Consider the following 18,293-nt stretch of genomic DNA (forward strand, 5'->3'; position numbering starts at 1 on the left):
TACTACGATCATCATCGAACTTCGATAGGCGTCGTACTATGGACTCATGGCCACCAAAGTCCTCCCGCAGCCGGAGCGGGACGAGATCCGCGTCGAGGCGGTTCTCCAGGCGCTGGGCGAGCCGGTCCGGCTGACCATCGTCCGCGCGCTCGCCGACAACCCGGCCGGTGTCTGCTGTGGCGAGATCGAGCTGCCGGTGACGGCGTCCACGCGCGCCCACCACCTCAAGACCCTGCGCGAAGCGGGTGTCCTGTCCACGCACACCGACGGCACCCGCCGGATCAGCATCCTCCGCCGCGAGGACCTCGAGGCCCTCTACCCGGGCCTACTGACGGGCATCTTGTCGGCGAAGCAGTAACCAGGTCCTGTCTGGTAATCCAGCGCCGTAGCGAGGAGGTGCTCGGTGCGGTGCATCGGCGTGCGGGGGCGAAGGTCTCGATGCGGAGCATCGTGGCCTTTGCACCCGTGCGGCGAGGTGCCGTGCCGAGTGCCCCGCAGTAGGCGATGGATTGCCAGACAGGACCTAACCGCAAGGTTGCAGTGGGTGGTTGGAGAAGTGCGGCTGGCAGACTGAAGCGGTGGAGCTCCGGGCGCGGTGGGACGACCTGGTGCCGGGGTCTGCCTCGCTCGCGGACGACTTGGTGGCGCGGTACGTCGACCGCACCCGGCGCGCGTACCGCGACCACTACCTCGGCGTCGTCCTGACCGCGCTGGACTCGTTGATCCAGCTCTCCACGGACCCGACCAGCGTCCGGCTCGCCGCGTGGTTCCACCGCGCCGTCCACGAGCCCGGCGGCACCCCACCCGAGGACGCCGAGGCCTCGGCCCAGCTCGCCGAGCGCCTCCTCCCGCAGTACGGCGTACCGCCGATCCGCATCGCCGAGGTCGCCCGGCTGATCCGCCTGACCGCTGACCTGGCGATGCCACCACCGGATGCCTACGCCCCACCCCGCCGCGACGCGAACGGCGACGTACTGCTGGACGCGGTCAACGCCATCCTCGCCTCCGACCCCAGCCGGTACGTCGTCCACACAGCCGAGGTACGTCGCGACGCCGGCGATCGCAAGGTCGCGCTCGAGAGCCGGTACGACGAAGTCCGCGAACTGCTCGACGGACACCTCTACCGCACGCAGCTGGCGCGGCAACGCCTCAGCCCGGTCGCCCGGGTCAACCTCGAGGCAGAGCTCGCCGGCCTGGACAGCGAACTCCCAGCCCCGTGGCGCGGTTGGCAACAAGCCGCGCTGACTGCCACGGCGACCTTCACCGCCATCGCGGCCGCGGTAGTCGCGATCGCCGCGTCCGGTGCGTCCTGGCAGACCCCAGCAGCACAGGACGAGGCCGGCTGGCCGACCGTCGCTCTGGCTGTCCTCTCCTTCTTCAGCGCACCAGTCCTCTTCCGGTGCGCTCGTAGCGCCAGTCAGCGCGCCCGCCTGATCGCAGGCGCCGTACTGGCGATTGCTGTGACCGGACTGCTCATCGCCTGGGCCCAAGCGCCGAGGACGAACGTAGCTGTCGGCGTGGGCCTCCGTGTCCCGTTGCTGATCTCCGCACTGGTCCTACTACTCGTTGCCGGCGCAGCAGGCCTCGTTGCCTCACTCCTCCGCACGCGGACAGCCCGCTTCCTCCCTGCACGCAACCTCGGTCAGCAACTCGCCTGGGTCGTCGTACCGGGAGCGGTCGCCCTCATCCTGCTGCTGATCGTCCAGCCGCTGTCCCGCAGCTACGTACTCAGCTCCAACGAGCGCGTCGAGGGCACACCACGGGACGCAGGCAAGGCCAGCCCGTCGGTCCTCAACGGCAGCGTCGCGTGGGTGAGCGATTCCGTCGCAGGCACTGGCGCCGAAGAAGCGATCGGCACCCGGTACGGCGTGGCGGTCCCTCGCCCGAGCGGTGTGGTCGAAATGCTCGACGCAGCGACCGGTGCACTGCGCTGGCGCTACAGCCGCTCCGACTCCGACGAGAAGCCCGTGATCGCGGCCACCGGCAACGGTGACTACGTACTCGCGCAGTTCGCCGATGTCGGCTACCTGTTGCTCGACGCGAACACGGGCCGCCGCAAGGCCGCATGGCCCGGCCGTACGCGTGACCGTTTCATCCTGCAGACCCAGCCTCTCCTGACCGGCGAACGCTCCGGCAAGCTGCACGGTGTCGATCCGGACGGTCACGAGCGCTGGACGTACGACTCCGGCGACTGCACCGAGCTCGGCGCCATCGCCACCGCCGAGACCGTGCTCGCCTTCGTCGGCCACACCTGCGACGACCGTCCGGACGAGATGACCGCACTGGACGTCCAGACGGGCAAGAAGCTCTGGACCAGGACCTCGGCGGACACCTACCGCCGTCCGGTCGTCGTGGCCGGTCTGGTGGTCGTGGCCGAGCCCGGCGGCGACGGCGACGTACCTGCCGCGCTGACCGCGATCGAGCCGCGCACCGGCGACGTCCGCTGGCGCTGGGACGTACCGAAGGCCTGGGCCTGCCGCACGCTGCTGAACGCGGCCGGGAAGTACCTGATCGTCGTCGACTGCCCCGGGCCGAGTACCCAGGAGAACCGGCGGACCGTCGTCACCGCGATCGACGCGAACACCGGCCTGACCGCTTGGCAGACGCTGGCGCCGGTGAGTCCGCGGACCAAGGTCACCGTGACCGCCGACGGCCGGGTCGTCTCGCTGGGCCGCGGCGCGGGAGGCTGCGTCGCGAACGTGATCAGCCGCGCCGGATTCCGGCAGGTCAAGCTCCCCACCGGCATCTCCTGCAGCCGCGATCCGCGCGCCGTCGGCAACCTGGTCCTGACCTCCGGCCCGAACACGGTCGTCGCCCTGCGCTAGTGACTCCGCGTAGCCGACCTCTGGTGAGGGCCCTCCCGCCCACGCCGGAGTGTGACATAGGCCGCAATTCCACGGCTGCAATTCGTTGCGGAGCGCATCTGTCGGAGCGGTCAGGTGACGAGCCGATATCGCTTTGGCCACGGACCGATCCGGGAACCCCGGATCGGTCGGCCGAGGATCCCTACCGGTGCCAAACTCCTTAGCCATGGACCTGCGCGACCAGTGGAATCGCCTGCTGCCGCACGCGCAGCCGTTGGGCGACGACCTGCTGGCTCGTTACGCAGAGCAACATCGCCACTATCACGATCAGCAGCACCTGACCGAGGTCCTGCAGACCATCGACGAACTGGCCGAGTACGCCGACGACGCGGACACGGTCCGGCTCGCGGCCTGGTTCCACGACGCGATCTACGACCCGCAGGCCGACCCCGGCGAGAACGAGGAGGTCTCGGCCCAGCTGGCCGAGCTCGAACTGGCGGCGTACGGCGTCGAGGCCGAGCGGGTCGAGGAAATCGGCCGCCTGGTCCGGCTGACCGCGAAGCACGACTGCGCGGCGGACGACCGCAACGGCGCGGTGCTCTGTGACGCCGACCTGCGGATCCTGAGCCTGCCGGCCGAGCGGTACGACGAGTACGCCGCCGGGATCCGGCAGGAGTACGCGCACGTCGCCGACCGGGATTTCGCCCGCGGGCGGATGTCGTTCCTGCAGAGCCTGAGCGAGACGCGGTTGTACGCGACCCCTCGCGGCCATGAGGAGTGGGAGCGACCGGCGAGGGAGAACCTGACCCGGGAGGTCGGGTCGCTGGGCCCTAAGGCGGCCCGGCCGATCGGCGGGCTGGTCCCGGTCATCTACTTCGGTGCCGCTCTCGGTGCTGTCGTGGCCTGCTCGGTCCTGCTGGGCCGCGGCCTCGGAGCAGCCGCCAAATGGCCGGCCGAGCCGTCCGACATCGGCGGCTTCCCGGTCTGGGCACCGATCGCCGGTACCGCCGCGGCGGCCGCACTGGCCTGTGCGTGGTTCCGGCGAACCCGGCAGCGTCTCGTGACCGTCCCGGCGATCGTCTTCGCGGCGGTCGGCCTCATCGCGATCGGCGTGTGCTGGTGGCGCTGGCCGGTCGCCCAGCCCGGCTCGGCCATGTCAGAGCGCTGGCCGTACCTGCTGCTCGCTTCTGTGGCACTGGTCCTGGCTGGTGCGTTGCTGGCGCTGGCACGACGGCTACGGCTTGCACCGCCGTACGCCCAGGCTCCTCCGCGCTGGCTCGGCATCGGCGCGACGGCTGTGTGTGGGGCATTGCTCGCGTGGATCGTGGTGTCGGCTGGTGAGCCTTTCGTACAGGCCCGGCTGGAGACCGCCAACACGGTCAGCACAACCACCACAGCCCAGCCGACCCAGCTGCCGGTCCAGCTCGACGGAACGCTGGCCTGGAGCCGTGAGGTGCCGGCGACCGGCGCCATCACCGGTACGGCCGGTGGAGTCGCGGAACTGCGGTCGGACGGCGTGGTCATGTCCGACGCGGCCACGGGGCAGATCCGCTGGCGCTATGCCCGGGCCGACGTACAGGACGCCGCCACCAGTGGCACCAAGGGCCTGGTGGTGTCCACGGACGGGCGGACGATCGTCGCGCACCTCCCCCGCTCCGAGTACCGCGCACCCGCGGGCATCAAGCTGCCGACGTACGCCGTACTCAACGCGGTGAGCGGGGAGGTGCTGACCGAGGTCGACACCGACGGGACCGCCCTGGCCGTCGACTCGAACCAGCTGCTCGTGGCCGAAGGCAAGTACGTCGTCGCACACGGCGTGAGCAGCCCGACCCACTGGCGCGCGCAGGTGCGCTGCACCGTGACCCAGGGCGAGCTGGTCGGCGACCAGGCCGTCGTCGTGGACGCCTGCGCAGGCAACGGCGCCGTCGTACGCGGTCTGGACATCAAGACCGGGGCCCAGCGGTGGGAGGTCGACCTGGGTACGCGGATCGACCTGAGCGCGGAGCTGGACCCGTCGACGTGGGTCGGCGAACTGGTCGCCGTACCCGACACCCGTGAGGTCTCCGGGCTGATCTGGACGGCTGCCGCGGGCGGCACGCTCTACCAGTGGTCCGTGGACATCGGCGAAGGCCACGTGATGTGGACAACCCCCGTGCCGGGCACCCCACGACCACGGCTCGGCTCCTCGTCCTGCGACGCACAGCTCGCCGCCACGCATGCGTCACTGGTCCTGATCACCTGCCGAACCGGCAACGACCCCGGACAGCCCCAGACGTACGACGTGTCTTCGTCGAACCCTGCTGACGGGACACCGCAGTGGCATCACCTGCTGCAGGTGCCGCCGCGGCTGCAGCAACCGGAGTACCCGCGGAACGGGTTCGGGCTGCTGCCGGACGGACGGGTGGTCACACTGATGCCGCAACCGAACGGCAGCTGTTCCCCAGTGATGATCGGCACCACCGGCATCCAGCCGCGCCCGATCCTGCCCAGCCCGAACACGCAGTCGGTCGCCAAATCCGAGGAAGTCACCTGCAACAAGCCGGCCGTCACCGTGGCCGCCGCCCGCCCGATCTTCTCCGACGGCACCCGGTTGTTCGCGCTGAACTAGGGAATTGGTTTGCCGCGGATGGTGTTGACACCTACCGTGATCCGCATGTTCCGCGTGGTTTTCGAGTTCGACCTGTCAGGCACCGGCCTGACGGGCGCTCCCACGTGGGCACTGTCAGTCGATTCAGCAGCCTGCACCGGCACTCGAAGCTGACCCTCCTCCTGCTGCGCAGGACCCGCGGAGGAGGGTGGCTCGTACCGGCCCCCTCCACGCGGTGACAGCGCTGTGAGGGCTTGCCGGAGGGTCCTGGCGCACACCGAATCTTCTGACAGACAAAGGAATTCTGATGGCCAAGAGCCAGTTCGTGCGGACCAAGCCGCACCTCAACATCGGGACGATGGGTCACGTCGACCACGGCAAGACGACGCTGACCGCCGCGATCACCAAGGTGCTCGCGGAGCGCGACCCGAGTGTGAACCGCTTCGTCGCCTTCGACGGTATCGACCGTGCGCCGGAGGAGATGCAGCGCGGGATCACGATCAACATCTCGCACGTCGAGTACGAGACCGCGACCCGGCACTACGCGCACGTCGACATGCCCGGGCACGCCGACTACGTGAAGAACATGATCACCGGCGCCGCCCAGGTGGACGCCGCGATCCTGGTCGTGTCCGCACAGGACGGCGCCATGCCGCAGACGCGGGAGCACGTGTTGCTCGCGCGCCGGGTAGGCGTGCCGTACTTGGTGGTCGCGCTGAACAAGGCGGACACCGTCGACGACCCGGAGCTGCTCGACCTGGTCGAGCTGGAGGTCCGTGAGCTCCTCACGGAGTACGGCTTCCCCGGCGACGACGTACCGGTCGTTCGCGTGTCCGGACTGAAGGCGCTGGAAGGCGACCCGCAGTGGACCGCCGCGATCGGCGAGCTGCTGGACGCGGTCGACAACTACGTGCCGGTACCGGACCGTGAGCTGGGCGAGCCGTTCCTGATGCCGATCGAGAACGTGCTCACCATCAGCGGCCGCGGCACCGTGGTCACCGGTGCGGTCGAGCGCGGTTCGCTGAAGCTCGGCGACGCGGTCGAGGTCGTAGGTCTCGGCCCGACGGTCACCAGCACGGCGATCGGGATGGAGACGTTCGGCAAGTCGCTGGAGTCCGCGGACGCGGGTGACAACGCGGCGGTGCTGCTGCGTGGCGTGAAGCGCGACGAGGTCCGTCGCGGCCAGGTGGTGGCGTTGCCGGGCAGCGTGCGGCCGCACCGGAAGTTCCGGGCGAACCTGCACGCGCTGTCCACGGCCGAGGGCGGCCGGCACACGCCGTTCGCCGCGGACTACCGGCCGCAGTTCTACTTCCGGACCACGGACGTGTCCGGCGGGATCGACCTGGGTGAGATCGCCCTGGTGATGCCCGGCGACACGATCGAGCTCGGAGTGGAGCTGGAGAAGCCGATCGCGATGGACGTCGGCCTCGGCTTCGCGGTCCGCGAAGGCGGCCACACCGTCGCCGCCGGCACAGTGACCGAACTGCTCGACTAGTCTCGACCAGCAAGGAACGGCCCTCAGCCTGCTGAGGGCCGTTTCCTGTGTCTGAGCCCTGCGGCGATCAGCCGTTCCACCAGCTCACGGCTGGAGACCGGTACGGCACCGGCGGCGATCAGGTCGTCGTAGCGGTCGCTGGGTACGTCGTAGTGGTCGCGGTCGAAGCCGCGGGCCGGGATGCCGGCTGCCTTCGCGAAGGCGTGCAGTTCCTCGTAGGACTCGTCGCTGACCAGGTGCGACCAGACACGGTTCCAGGCCGGCCAGGCCGGCGGATCGATCAGGATCATTCGCGGGCGTCCTGGGCGTCGAGCAGGTTGCGCCAGGAGCGGACGAAACGGGAGTTCACGTACGCCTTCGTCCACGAGCCGTCCTGGCGGACCGACGTACCGACGTGGAAACGCCGTACGCCGCTCTGGTACAGCCACGGCACGTGTTCGGGCTGGAGACCGCCGCCTGCCATCATCACGCCGGCGACCGCCGGGTCCTCCTTGGCGAGCTTGCACAGGTCGTCGAGACCGTGGCTGACCCCGATGGACGATCCGGCCGTCAGTACGCAGTCCAGCCCGGGCAGGGTGCGCAGGGCACGCCAGGCCGGTTGCTGGTCGAGTACGGCGTCGATCGCGCGGTGGAACGTCCACGGCGTACCGGCGAACGTGCTGACCAGCGCGGACACCGACTCGACGTCCACCTGGTTGTCCGGGGTCAGGAACCCGAGGACGAAGCCGTCCGCACCCGCGGACAGGAACGACTGTGCCATCGCGGTCAGCCGGTTCAGGTCGGCGCCGGTCGCGGTGAACGAGTTCTCCAGGCGCAGCATCACCCGTAACGGCAGGTCGGTGACCCGCCGGATCGCGCTGACGGTCGACACCGACGGGCACAACCCGTCCGCCTCCATCGAGGCGCACAGCTCCAGCCGGTCCGCCCCACCCTCCTGTGCCGCCTCAGCGTCCGCCGGGTGCAGCGCGATGATCTCCAGCAACGAACCCATGCGCGCCATCATCTCCCATCTTGCGGTTGCACTCCCGCAGTGTCTTCTGTATCGTTTTTCTAGAACGATTTAGAAGAACGATACAGAAGAGGTGATCGAGATGCCGGGCGTGACGCTGAAGACCGTGGCGAAGGCCGTGGGCGTGTCGCCGTCGACCGTCTCGAACGCCTACAACAAGCCCGATCAGCTCTCCACCGCACTGCGCGAGCGGATCCTGGCCACCGCCCAGGAGCTCGGGTACGCCGGACCGGACGCCTCCGCGCGCGCCCTGCGCAGCGGGAAGGCCGGCGCGGTCGGGGTGCTCTTCACGGACAAACTGGCCTACGCCTTCTCGGACCCGTACGCGGTCGGCTTCCTGGCCGGCCTCGCGGAGGTCGCCGAGGAGTTCGCCACCAGCCTGCTGCTGATGCCGCTCAGTTCCACGGACATCGCCGGCGGTAGCAACGCCGTCCAGCAGGCCGCGATCGACGCGGCGGCGATCTTCTGCGTACCGGGCGGTCATCCGGCGCTCGAGATCCTCGCCAACCGCGGGATCCCCGCGGTGTCGACCGATCGGGGCGATCACCCGGACCTTTCCTGGGTGGCGATCGACGAGGTCGAGGCGGCCGCACAGCTGGGCGAGCACCTGGCCCGGCTCGGTCACCGCGAGGTCGTCGTACTGGTCGACAACGCGCAGGCAGCCGGCGGGCGGCCGGTGGAGCTGACGCTCGACGAGGTCGGGTACACCGACTGCGAGCTGCGGATCCAGGGCCTGCAGAAGGCGATGCCGGACGCCCGGCTGCGGATCGTCTCCGGCGGCCACAACGCGATTGCGTCCGGACTGAAGGGCGCCGAGTTCGTGCTCGACTCGCAGGACCGGCCGACGGCGATCGTCGGACTGAGCGACATCCTGGCGCTCGGTGCGCTGGAGGCGATGAAGGTCCGGGGACTGACCCCGGGTCGCGATCTGACGCTGGCCGGATTCGACGACATTCCCGCCGCATCGACGGCCGGGCTGACGACGGTCCGGCAGCCGATCAAGGACAAGGGACGTGCGGTCGGCCGCATCCTGCTCGACCCGGCCACGACCGAACGCCAGCTCCTGATGCCGACGCAGCTGATCGTCCGCTCGAGCAGCGGACCGGCGCCGAAGCACTGACAACTCCACACAACCTCCCTGGAACCACCCGGTTCCCGGGCCGATCAATCACGCTCTCAGGAGGGAGCAGAATCATGACGCACTTCATTGCCGGCAACACCGCCGTCGAGAACGCCAGCGCCCTCGCTCAGTCGGCGCTCCCCAACGCTCCCCAGCAGCCGTACGACGAGCCCCGCAACCGGGCGATCCGCTCGCGGTTGAGCGCCGTACTGCGCACCGTCGCCGCCCACGAGCTCCGCCTCGCCAACCGCATCGACCCCGCCCCCACCTGCCCCACCCCCGCCAACTAACCCCGCTCCATTTGCCTGGCTGACCACCCAATTTGCCTGGCAGACCAGCGAAATCGGGGGTTCCTGACCCGGAGATTGGGTCAGGAACCCCCGACCCGCCTGGCCCACCAGGCAAATGTGCCGAGGCCGGGAGGTGGTCGCCGCGTGGATTTGTCGGAGGGGTCTGGCACTCTGAAGGGCGATGAACGAGCCAGGGGTGTTGTTGAGCGCGCGGGCGATGGTGTTGCACGACCTCGCCGCGCGGGGCTTCGACGACGCGGTGATGGTGTCCTTGCTGGAGGACGCCGTCGCCGGTCGTCAGTGGTGGCTGGACCAGTGGCCGGACGGCGCCGAACACATCGCCGGCCTGGTCGCGCAGGACGTGCAGGACCGCCTGGTCGACTCCGGGGTCCGCTGGCCGCGCTGCACCGCCTGCGACGACCTGCACGACCACGAGCTCCGCATCGAGCCGGAGCTCGGCCCTGACCCGCAGTGGGTCTGCGAACGCGCTGGCATCTCCGTCGCACCCCTGGGGCACCTCACCTGACCCCTCCGGGTAATACCTGATTGCTCTACATGTAGCCAGACTACTATTGTCTGTCTACATGAAGGTCCTGAACGTGCTCCGGCTGACGGCCGGGGTCCATGCGCTGGCGATCTGCCTGCAGCCGGTGGCCGCCGGGGTGTACCTCGACGGCTCCCCCGGTGGCGTGCGGATGCACGAACCGATCGGGCTGGCCCTGGCCTTCCTCGGACTCGCCCAGTTGCTACTGGCAACGATCTGGTGGTGGACCGGCGGCCGCTGGACCGCGCCCGCGGCGAGTCTGCTGATCCTCGCCGGTGAGGTCGTCCAGATCGCCATGGGGTACAGCCGCCAGTTGGCGGTCCACGTCCCGCTGGGCATCGCGCTTGTCACTGCCACGGTCGTCTTCGCGTTCTGGGTCAACAAGCGCCAGGTGGTCGCGGCATGATCACCCTCGAACCGCAACCGGCGGCCAAGGTACGCCGGCCGCGCGTCAGCCTGCACGTCCTGCGGATCACGCTGGTTCTGCACGCCGCGTTCGTGATCGCACAGCCGATCGCGGCGGGCTACTTCCTGTCCGGCAACGTCGACGCGATGACCGACGTGCACAGCACGGTCGGCGGCACCATCTGGATGATCGCGTTCCTCCAGACCGTCGCGGCCGCCTGCTACACCCTCGTCGGTCGCGGCCGGATCTGGCCGGCGCTGGTCTCCCCGATCCTCGTCGTCGCGGAGTTCGTGCAGCTCACGTTCGGTTACCTGCAGAACTTCGCCGTACACGTCCCGCTCGGGACCGCGATCGTCGGCACCGTCTGCTGGATGGCGGTCTGGTCGTTCCGCCGCACCGCACGCCTGAACCGCCGGGAGGCGAAATGATGAGGCTGTCCCGCCGCGGGTTCCTGGCCGCCGGCGCCGTCGCGACCTTGGCCGGTTGTGGCGCAGAGGCCAAGCCCGCACAGGCCGGAGAACTCCTGCGCAGCAAGGCGAAACTGCCCACACCGTTCCAGGTGCCGCTGCCGATCCCACCGGTCAAGAAGCCGACCCGCTCCGACGCGAAGGCCGACTACTACCAGGTCGTCCAGCGCAAGGCGAGCCTGGAGATCCTCCCCGGTCTCAAGACGGAGGTCATGGGGTACGACGGCCTGCTCCCGGGCCCCACGTTCGACGTACGCAGCGGACGTACCACCGTGGTCGAGCAGGTGAACGAGCTCGACGTGTCGACCGTGGTCCACCTGCACGGCGGCCACACGCCCGCCCCGAGTGACGGCTGGCCGCTCGACCTCATCATGCCCACGAACGGACAGCACGCCGGCCACCACATGTCCGGCGGCGACATGACCATGGGCAAGCGCACGTACACGTACCCGAACAGGCAGCGCGCCGCGACCCTCTGGTACCACGACCACACGATGGACTACACCGCACCACAGGTGTATCGCGGACTGTTCGGCCTGCACATCATCCGGGACGACGAGGAGGAGAACCTCCCGCTACCGAAGGGCGATCGGGAGATCCCGCTGGTGATCGCGGACCGTGCGTTCGACGCGGACGGGGCGTTCCTGTACCCCGCCGCGAAGGACGGTCCCGGCGTCGAGTCGGCGTACATGGAGGGTGTCGTCGCCGACGTCACGCTGGTGAACGGCGCACCGTGGCCGGTGCACGAGGTGGACGCGGTCCGGTACCGCTTCCGCATTCTCAACGCCAGCAACGCTCGCCGGTACGAGCTCGCCTTCGACAAGGGTCCGGCGACGTTCGTGCAGATCGGCAGTGACGGTGGACTCCTCGACAAGCCGGTCGAGCACAGGACGCTGGTGATCGCGCCGGCCGAGCGGTTCGACGTGGTCGTGGACTTCTCGCAGTACCAGCCCGGCGACGAGGTCACGATCGTCAACAAGCTCGACAAGAACGCCGGCGTACTGCGCTTCAAGATCGCCCGCAAGGCAGTCGACGACACGAGCATCCCGGCGACGCTCTCGTCGTACGCCGTGACTCCCCGGCCGAGCGGTGTCGTACGGCGGGAGTGGCAGTTCCGGCGCGGTGACGCCGGGGGCCACCGCGGCTGGACGATCAACGGGAAGGCGTTCGATCCCGCGGTGATGCAGGCGCAGGTGAAGCTGGATCAGTACGAGGTCTGGTCGTTCGTCACCGACGTCCATCACCCGGTGCACGTCCACCTCGCGCCGTTCCAGGTCCTGACCCGGGGCGGGAGCAGCAAGCTGTCGGCGTACGACCACGGCTGGAAGGACACCGTCGACATCCGCCCCGCCGAGGTCGTCGAGGTCCTGGTCAAGTTCACCGCCCACAAGGGCAAGTACCTGATCCACTGCCACAACCTCGAACACGAGGACATGGCCATGATGGCCGCCTTCGAGACGATCTAGCGGGTGCCTGCGGCGAGGGCTTCCGCGGCCTTGGCGCGGAGAGCGATGCGGTCGACGCCGGCGGTCTGTAGCGCACGGGCCACTCGGCCACGCTCGGAGTCGAGCAGACCGAACAGGATGCGCATCGAGCCGAAGCGCGCGCCCTTGGGCGAAGCATCCATTCCGCGGCGCAACAGCAGCTTCGTCGACTCGCCGATCTGCGGGTCACGGTCCCCGTCCGGCGTTGCCTCCGGCAACAATCCCATCCGGACGGCGATCCCGGCCACGGCCAGGCTCTGCTCCCATTCGCGGTCCAGTGCGGCTCGGATCGCATCCTCGGTCAGCCCGGCGTCGGCCAGCAGCCGCGCGGCCGCCGAGTCCTCGAGCGCGGCGACGGCGAGCAGCACGTGCTCGGCCTCGATCGTCCGGGAGCCGTCCCGGCGAGCCTCGGCGCGGGCCGCGCGTACCAGGATCGCGCGTACATCCTTGTGGTCCGGCATCAGCGCCTCCTCAGGGCAACTCCGGCGGCCACCAGCCGCCGGGCGTGTTTCTTGTGCACGGCCTGCCGGGTGACCCCCAGCACCTCGGCGACCTCGGACCAGCTCCAGCCGGCCCGCATCGCCCGCTCCACCTGGCTGTCTTCCAGCCGGTCGGCCAGCCGGCGCAGCGCCACCACCGCGGCCAGCCCCGCCGCGGGGTCCTCGGGGTCCACCAGATCGGTCATGTAAGCAACCTAGGTTGACAACCCCGGTTTGTCAACCCAAGTTGCTAAAACCGACAGGTTGACGGCCGGCGTCACCTCTGTCTATATTCAACACATCAGTTGATCAAGGGAACGGTTGATAAAGATGATGGTTGACGATGGTCAGCTCGACCGGTCGTTCGCGGCACTGGCCGACCCGGTCCGGCGAGCGATGATCGCGCGGCTGTCCCGCGGCCCGGCCACCGTGAACGAACTGGCCGACCCGTTCCCGATCACCAAGCAGGCGGTGTCGCGGCACATCCAAGTGCTCGAGGCCGCCGGGCTGATCACCCGGACCCGGGACGGCCAGCGCCGTCCCTGCCACCTGGTGCCGGCCGCCCTCGAGGCACTGACGAGCTGGATCGACGAGTACCGGCTCGAAACCGAACGCCGCTTCCGCCGGATGGAAGCACTACTGAAGGAGCAGGAATCATGAGCGGTACCACCATCAACACCCCGGCCGGCACCCCGTTCGTCGAGGTGACGCGGGAGTTCGCCGCCTCGCCGACCCAGCTGTTCCGGGTCATGTCCGACCGCGACCTGGTGGCCGAGTGGCTCGGCCCGCGCGAGCTCGACGCGACCATCGAGGAGTACGACGTACGCACCGGCGGCAAGTACCGGTACGTGCACCGCGACGACTCCGGTGAGTACGCGTTCCGCGGTGTCTTCCACACCGTGGAGCAGGACCGGCTGATCATCCAGACCTTCGAGTGGGAAGGCGCGCCGGGCCAGGTCTGCATCGAGAAGATGACGCTGGAGCCGACCGAGAAGGGCGTCCGGCTGCACCAGCAGTCCGTGTTCCCGTCCGTCGAGGCCCGCGACCAGTCGATCGAGTACGGGATGGAGAGCGGCATCAACGACTCGATGGACCGCCTGGCCGAACTGCTCGCCAAGGAGAGCTGATCATGAGCCAGGTCGTCGTCGACATCTCGGTGTCGCTGGACGGCTACGTCACCGGGCCCAACGCCGGGATCGGCAACGGGCTCGGTGACGGCGGCGACACCATCCACGACTGGGTGTTCCACGGCACCGACGCGGACCGCGCCGTCCTCGACGCCGCGTTCGCAGCGAGCGGTGCGGTCGTCCAGGGCCGGAACCTCTTCGACGTGATCGACGCCCCGGACGGGTGGAGCGACGAGATGGGGTACGGCGCGAAGCCGACCGGCGAGGTCAACCCACCGGTCTTCGTGGTCACCCACACACCGCCCACCAAGACACGCCTGGGCGACCGGTTCCGCTTCGTCGGCAGTCCGGCCGAAGCGATCACCCAGGCCGTAGAAGTTGCCGGTAGCAAGGATGTCTACGTGATGGGCGGTGGACAGATCTGCCAGGCGGTGCTCGCCGAAGGGCTGGCCGACGTACTGCGGTTGCACGTAGCTCCCGTCGTACTCGGAGGCGGGACCCGGCTGTTCCCGGCCGAGGCCGCGCCGGGGTACGCACTCGAACTCATCGACGCCGTGTCGACTCCCGCGGCACAGCATCTGACCTACAAGGTGGTGAAGTAGTCATGGGCAACGTCATCGCAACTGCCGTCGTGTCACTGGACGGTTTCGTCGCCGACACCGAGGACGGGGTCGGGCCGCTGTTCGACTGGTACAACAACGGTCCGGTCGAGATCTACGGGACGGACCCGGGCCGGCCGTTCCACGTCAGCCCGGCGAGCGCGGAGTACATCGGTTCCACCTGGCCGAACGTGCGGTCGTGCATCATCGGCCGGCGGCTGTTCGACATCACGAACGGGTGGAACGGCGTCCCCGCGGTCGGCGAGCACGTCTTCGTCGTCACCCACGAACCGCCGATCGACTGGCCCTTCCCCGACGCCCCGTTCACCTTCGTCAACGGCATCGAGCAAGCGGTCGCCCAGGCCAAGGAGTACGCGGGCGACGCCGACGTCAGCATCACCGGCGGCAACCTCACCGGCCAAGCACTCGCCGCCGGCCTGGTCGACGAGATCGCCTACAACCTGGCCCCGGCCCTCCTCGGCGCCGGCCGCCGCTTCTTCGGCGACTACGTGGGCCCCGAACTCCTCCTGGACAACCCCCGCGTCGTCGAAGGCGACCGCGTCACCCACCTGCATTACCGCGTCAGCAAAGGGTGATCCGCGATCACGGTGCGGGAGCCCGGGGCGATCTCGGTGAAGCCGGCGTCCTGGACCACCGGGAGGTTGCTGGTGAGGAGCGTCTGCCAGCGCGCGGGGGTGGCCGTACGGACCGCGAGCGCGAAGTCCGTCTGCTGCCACTCCTTCCGCGCTTGCTCCGACAGCTCCCACCACGCGAGCTGGGCCGCGTGGCCGCACTGGGCCATGGCCTTGCCGCTGGACATGTGCAGGGCGGGGTTGAGCCAGAGGACCGGTACGCCGGGTTCGAGGGGCGGGAGGTCTGCGGTGTCCTCGAAGTCGGTGCCTGAGACCTGGAGCTTGAACAGGTCCGGCGGTACGTCGTCCACGCCCGTCGGCGGAAACACCCGAACCTCAGCTCCGGTTCCGTGCACTGTGATGCCCGGTAGGGCCTCGGCGCGGCGCCACTCGATGCCGCGGGCTCGCTTGGTGATCTTGCGGATGTGGTTGTCCTGCCAGGCGGTCATCGCCTCGGCCCACTCGCCCTCGCCGTACGATCGCTCGTCGGCCAGGATCGCGAGCACCGCCCGCGCCGCGGTCTCCAACGCGTCCGTCTGACTCGGCCGCGCGTTCTTCTCGACCCGGACCACCAGCGTCAACACCTGTTCCACGCCGCGAGTCTGCCACGTCGACTCCGTACGGCAGGTTGTAGCGTGAGGGCATGCAGCAGTACCTGGATCTGTTGAGGCACGTGCTGGACAACGGGACCGAGAAGGGGGACCGGACCGGGACGGGCACGCTGAGCGTGTTCGGGTACCAGTCGCGGTACGACCTCACCCAGGGCTTCCCCGCGGTGACGACGAAGAAGCTGCATCTGCGGTCGGTGATCGGGGAGCTGATCTGGTTCCTCAGCGGCTCGACGAACGTCAAGTGGCTGCACGAGAACAACATCTCGATCTGGGACGAGTGGGCCGACGCCGACGGTGAGCTCGGTCCGGTGTACGGGTACCAGTGGCGGTCCTGGCCGACGCCCGACGGGCGGCACGTGGACCAGATCGCCAACCTGATCGCGTCGATCAAGAACAACCCGGACTCCCGCCGGCACATCGTGAACGCGTGGAACGTGGCCGACGTGGACGACATGGCGTTGCCGCCGTGTCACACCATGTTCCAGTTCTATGTCGCGGACGGCCGCCTGTCCTGCCAGCTGTACCAGCGGTCGGCCGACATCTTCCTGGGCGTGCCGTTCAACATCGCGTCGTACGCGCTGCTCACCCACATGGTCGCGCAGCAGACCGGGCTCGAGGTCGGTGACTTCGTGCACACGCTCGGCGACGCGCACCTGTACCTGAACCACCTGGACCAGGCCCGCCTGCAACTCACCCGCGAGCCGCGTCCGCTGCCGACGCTCAACCTGACCAAGCGCGACTCGATCGACGGCTACGAGATCGCCGACGTCGAGCTGGTCGGCTACGACCCGCACCCGGGGATCAAGGCCCCCATCGCCGTATGACGGTCATCCTCATCGCCGCGGTCGGACGGAACGGTGTGATCGGGCGGGACAACGACCTGCCCTGGCGGATCCGCGAGGACCTGCAACGGTTCAAGCAGCTCACCCTCGGCCACACCCTCGTGATGGGCCGCAAGACGTACGACTCGATCGGCCGGCCGCTCCCGGGACGCCGTACCGTCGTCGTCACCCGGCAACCCGACTGGTCGGCGGACGGCGTCGACGTCACGCACTCCCTCGAAGAGGCCCTGAAGTACGACGGCACGCTGTACGTCGCCGGCGGCGGCGAGATCTACCGCCAGGCCCTCCCGTACGCCGACACCCTCGAACTCACCGAGGTCGACCAGTCCCCCGACGGCGACGTCACGTTTCCGGAAATCGACCCGGCACACTGGAGCGAGACCGCCCGCGACCCCCACGACGGCTTCACCTTTGTTAGTTATCGCCGCAGCTAACAACGAGTAGGCAACGGGGTCACCAGGAAGACCTGGAACCGCGTAGATTGTGTGCGCGTCACGGAGGTATCCAGGGGCACCTCTCGGAGGGGAACACGATGACTGAAGCCGACAACACCGCTGCTCAGGCCGCCGCCGCGGCGCCGTTGCAGCCGCCGACGGCCACGGCACCGGGGCTGATACTGACCGCGCCGGCGCCGTCACAGCCGGTGGCCGAGACCGCTGCGCCGAGTATGGCGCCGGCCGTCGACCCGGCCGCGTTGCCAGGCCTGGACACCAAGGTGGACACGTTCCTGACCGCGCTGATGGCGGCCGAGCCGCGCTCGCCGGAGTTCGCGTCGAAGGCGAGTGACGTGCGGAGCATGGGCGACCTCGACATCCGCGCCGCGGCCGAGAGCTCGAACCGGCTGCTCCAGTCGCCGGTGCGCGCGCTCCAGGAAGGCGGCCTGTCGGAGGGCTCGACTGTCGGCAAGACGCTGCTCGAGCTGCGCAGAACGGTCGAGGACCTGGACCCGAAGGAAGCCACCGGGGTGAAGAAGCTCCTCGGGATGATCCCGTTCGGGGACAAGCTCGAGGACTACTTCCGCAAGTACCAGACCGCGCAGAGCCACCTCGAAGGCATCCTGCACAGCCTCCGCAACGGCCAGGACGAGCTCGGCAAGGACAACGCCGCGCTGAACCTGGAGAAGCAGCAGCTCTGGGACGCGATGACGCGGCTGAACCAGTACGTGTACGTCGCCGAGCGCCTCGACGCGCGGCTGTCCGCGGCGATCGCGGAGCTGGAGACGACCAACCCGGACAAGGCGAAGGCGTTCCGCGAGGACGTGCTGTTCTACGTCCGGCAGAAGCACCAGGACCTGCTCACCCAGCTGGCCGTGTCGATCCAGAACTACCTGGCCATCGACATCGTGATCAAGAACAACATCGAGCTGATCAAGGGCGTCGACCGGGCGTCGACGACCACGGTGTCGGCGCTGCGGACGGCGGTCATCGTCGCGCAGGCGCTCGGCAACCAGAAGCTCGTCCTGGACCAGATCACCGCGCTGAACACCACCACCAGCGGCATGATCGAGCGCACCTCGCAGATGCTCAAGGACAACTCGGTGGCGATCCAGCAGCAGGCCGCGTCCGCGACGATCGGGCTGCCGCAGCTGCAGGCCGCGTTCGCGAACATCTACGCGACCATGGACGCGATCGACACGTTCAAGGGCGAAGCGCTGGACAACATGGCCGCCACGATCGGCACGCTGGAGAACGAGGTGACCAAGTCCCGCTCGTACCTGGAGCGGGTCGCGAACCAGAACCAGCAGGTCGTCCACGGCAGCCTCGACCTCAACCTCGGTCGCTGAACCGCAGGGAACCA

General features: G+C 68.9%; 22 protein-coding genes. 17 read left to right on the forward strand and 5 right to left on the reverse strand.

The window, feature by feature from the left end; genetic code table 11:
* Positions 1 to 46 precede the first annotated feature (46 nt).
* The 4 genes from E0H50_RS09090 to tuf all read left to right on the forward strand — a co-directional run bounded on the left by E0H50_RS09090 (position 47) and on the right by tuf (position 6,886).
* Positions 47 to 358: an ArsR/SmtB family transcription factor gene (locus E0H50_RS09090; protein WP_131286188.1), complete on the forward strand. Its 312-nt coding sequence runs from the start codon at positions 47 to 49 to the stop codon at positions 356 to 358.
* Between the two features lie 220 nt (positions 359 to 578).
* Positions 579 to 2,825 carry an outer membrane protein assembly factor BamB family protein gene (locus E0H50_RS09095; protein WP_238150859.1) on the forward strand — a complete coding sequence of 749 codons (2,247 nt, stop codon included), beginning with the start codon at positions 579 to 581 and terminating at the stop codon, positions 2,823 to 2,825.
* A 205-nt stretch (positions 2,826 to 3,030) separates the two neighbouring features.
* Entirely contained in the window at positions 3,031 to 5,412 is a 2,382-nt protein-coding gene (locus E0H50_RS09100) for an outer membrane protein assembly factor BamB family protein (RefSeq protein WP_131286190.1), read from the forward strand.
* A 286-nt stretch (positions 5,413 to 5,698) separates the two neighbouring features.
* On the forward strand, positions 5,699 to 6,886 hold the full coding sequence (tuf, locus tag E0H50_RS09105) for an elongation factor Tu (RefSeq protein WP_131286191.1): 1,188 nt from the start codon (positions 5,699 to 5,701) through the stop codon (positions 6,884 to 6,886).
* Between the two features lie 23 nt (positions 6,887 to 6,909).
* Here the strand turns inward: tuf and E0H50_RS09110 are convergent, their stop codons facing one another.
* Both E0H50_RS09110 and E0H50_RS09115 read right to left on the reverse strand, forming a co-directional pair.
* Positions 6,910 to 7,176 (reverse strand): DUF4031 domain-containing protein, encoded by a 267-nt coding sequence (locus tag E0H50_RS09110; protein ID WP_131286192.1) that lies wholly within the window; start codon positions 7,174 to 7,176, stop codon positions 6,910 to 6,912.
* A complete protein-coding gene (locus tag E0H50_RS09115; protein ID WP_131286193.1) occupies positions 7,173 to 7,877 on the reverse strand; it encodes a copper homeostasis protein CutC in 705 nt (234 codons plus the stop codon). The genes E0H50_RS09110 and E0H50_RS09115 overlap by 4 nt, the downstream gene beginning before the upstream one ends.
* Before the next feature lie 100 nt (positions 7,878 to 7,977).
* On the opposite strand from E0H50_RS09115, the gene E0H50_RS09120 reads away from it, so the two are divergent.
* From E0H50_RS09120 to E0H50_RS09145, 6 genes are all read left to right on the forward strand, one after another.
* Entirely contained in the window at positions 7,978 to 9,015 is a 1,038-nt protein-coding gene (locus tag E0H50_RS09120) for a LacI family DNA-binding transcriptional regulator (protein WP_131286194.1), read from the forward strand.
* Positions 9,016 to 9,089: 74 nt separating this feature from the next.
* The gene (locus E0H50_RS09125; protein WP_131286195.1) at positions 9,090 to 9,305 is read left to right on the forward strand and encodes a hypothetical protein; all 216 of its coding nucleotides are present in this window, start codon (positions 9,090 to 9,092) and stop codon (positions 9,303 to 9,305) included.
* A 181-nt stretch (positions 9,306 to 9,486) separates the two neighbouring features.
* A complete protein-coding gene (locus E0H50_RS09130; protein ID WP_130384500.1) occupies positions 9,487 to 9,831 on the forward strand; it encodes a hypothetical protein in 345 nt (114 codons plus the stop codon).
* Between the two features lie 58 nt (positions 9,832 to 9,889).
* Positions 9,890 to 10,255 carry a hypothetical protein gene (locus E0H50_RS09135; protein WP_131286196.1) on the forward strand — a complete coding sequence of 122 codons (366 nt, stop codon included), beginning with the start codon at positions 9,890 to 9,892 and terminating at the stop codon, positions 10,253 to 10,255.
* The gene (locus E0H50_RS09140) at positions 10,252 to 10,683 is read left to right on the forward strand and encodes a hypothetical protein (RefSeq protein ID WP_238150860.1); all 432 of its coding nucleotides are present in this window, start codon (positions 10,252 to 10,254) and stop codon (positions 10,681 to 10,683) included. The genes E0H50_RS09135 and E0H50_RS09140 overlap by 4 nt, the downstream gene beginning before the upstream one ends.
* Positions 10,680 to 12,188: a multicopper oxidase family protein gene (locus E0H50_RS09145; RefSeq protein ID WP_238150861.1), complete on the forward strand. Its 1,509-nt coding sequence runs from the start codon at positions 10,680 to 10,682 to the stop codon at positions 12,186 to 12,188. The genes E0H50_RS09140 and E0H50_RS09145 overlap by 4 nt, the downstream gene beginning before the upstream one ends.
* Here E0H50_RS09145 and E0H50_RS09150 read toward each other — a convergent pair.
* Positions 12,185 to 12,667 (reverse strand): Clp protease N-terminal domain-containing protein, encoded by a 483-nt coding sequence (locus E0H50_RS09150; RefSeq protein WP_131286197.1) that lies wholly within the window; start codon positions 12,665 to 12,667, stop codon positions 12,185 to 12,187. The genes E0H50_RS09145 and E0H50_RS09150 overlap by 4 nt on opposite strands.
* The gene (locus E0H50_RS09155) at positions 12,667 to 12,891 is read right to left on the reverse strand and encodes a hypothetical protein (protein ID WP_131286198.1); all 225 of its coding nucleotides are present in this window, start codon (positions 12,889 to 12,891) and stop codon (positions 12,667 to 12,669) included. The genes E0H50_RS09150 and E0H50_RS09155 overlap by 1 nt, the downstream gene beginning before the upstream one ends.
* A gap of 124 nt (positions 12,892 to 13,015) precedes the next feature.
* Here E0H50_RS09155 and E0H50_RS09160 point away from each other — a divergent pair, with 124 nt between their 5' ends.
* The 4 genes from E0H50_RS09160 to E0H50_RS09175 are packed head-to-tail and all read left to right on the forward strand — an operon-like array spanning position 13,016 to position 15,007.
* Positions 13,016 to 13,345, forward strand: coding sequence for an ArsR/SmtB family transcription factor (locus E0H50_RS09160; protein WP_131286199.1), 330 nt, complete (start codon positions 13,016 to 13,018; stop codon positions 13,343 to 13,345).
* Positions 13,342 to 13,812: an SRPBCC domain-containing protein gene (locus E0H50_RS09165; RefSeq protein WP_131286200.1), complete on the forward strand. Its 471-nt coding sequence runs from the start codon at positions 13,342 to 13,344 to the stop codon at positions 13,810 to 13,812. Before E0H50_RS09160 ends, E0H50_RS09165 begins: the two co-directional genes overlap by 4 nt.
* 2 nt (positions 13,813 to 13,814) lie before the next feature.
* A complete protein-coding gene (locus E0H50_RS09170) occupies positions 13,815 to 14,414 on the forward strand; it encodes a dihydrofolate reductase family protein (protein ID WP_131286201.1) in 600 nt (199 codons plus the stop codon).
* A 2-nt stretch (positions 14,415 to 14,416) separates the two neighbouring features.
* Positions 14,417 to 15,007, forward strand: coding sequence for a dihydrofolate reductase family protein (locus E0H50_RS09175; protein WP_131286202.1), 591 nt, complete (start codon positions 14,417 to 14,419; stop codon positions 15,005 to 15,007).
* Here the strand turns inward: E0H50_RS09175 and E0H50_RS09180 are convergent.
* A complete protein-coding gene (locus tag E0H50_RS09180; protein WP_131286203.1) occupies positions 14,986 to 15,636 on the reverse strand; it encodes a peptidyl-tRNA hydrolase in 651 nt (216 codons plus the stop codon). The two genes, E0H50_RS09175 and E0H50_RS09180, sit on opposite strands and share 22 nt — an antisense overlap.
* Positions 15,637 to 15,686: 50 nt before the next feature.
* Here E0H50_RS09180 and E0H50_RS09185 point away from each other — a divergent pair, with 50 nt between their 5' ends.
* From E0H50_RS09185 to E0H50_RS09195, 3 genes are all read left to right on the forward strand, one after another.
* Positions 15,687 to 16,478, forward strand: coding sequence for a thymidylate synthase (locus tag E0H50_RS09185; protein ID WP_131286204.1), 792 nt, complete (start codon positions 15,687 to 15,689; stop codon positions 16,476 to 16,478).
* Entirely contained in the window at positions 16,475 to 16,930 is a 456-nt protein-coding gene (locus E0H50_RS09190; RefSeq protein ID WP_131286205.1) for a dihydrofolate reductase, read from the forward strand. The genes E0H50_RS09185 and E0H50_RS09190 overlap by 4 nt, the downstream gene beginning before the upstream one ends.
* Before the next feature lie 98 nt (positions 16,931 to 17,028).
* The gene (locus E0H50_RS09195; RefSeq protein ID WP_131286206.1) at positions 17,029 to 18,279 is read left to right on the forward strand and encodes a toxic anion resistance protein; all 1,251 of its coding nucleotides are present in this window, start codon (positions 17,029 to 17,031) and stop codon (positions 18,277 to 18,279) included.
* The last annotated feature ends 14 nt before the right edge of the window (positions 18,280 to 18,293 follow it).

This window comes from Kribbella sindirgiensis, assembly GCF_004331435.1.
Lineage (GTDB): Bacteria > Actinomycetota > Actinomycetes > Propionibacteriales > Kribbellaceae > Kribbella > Kribbella sindirgiensis.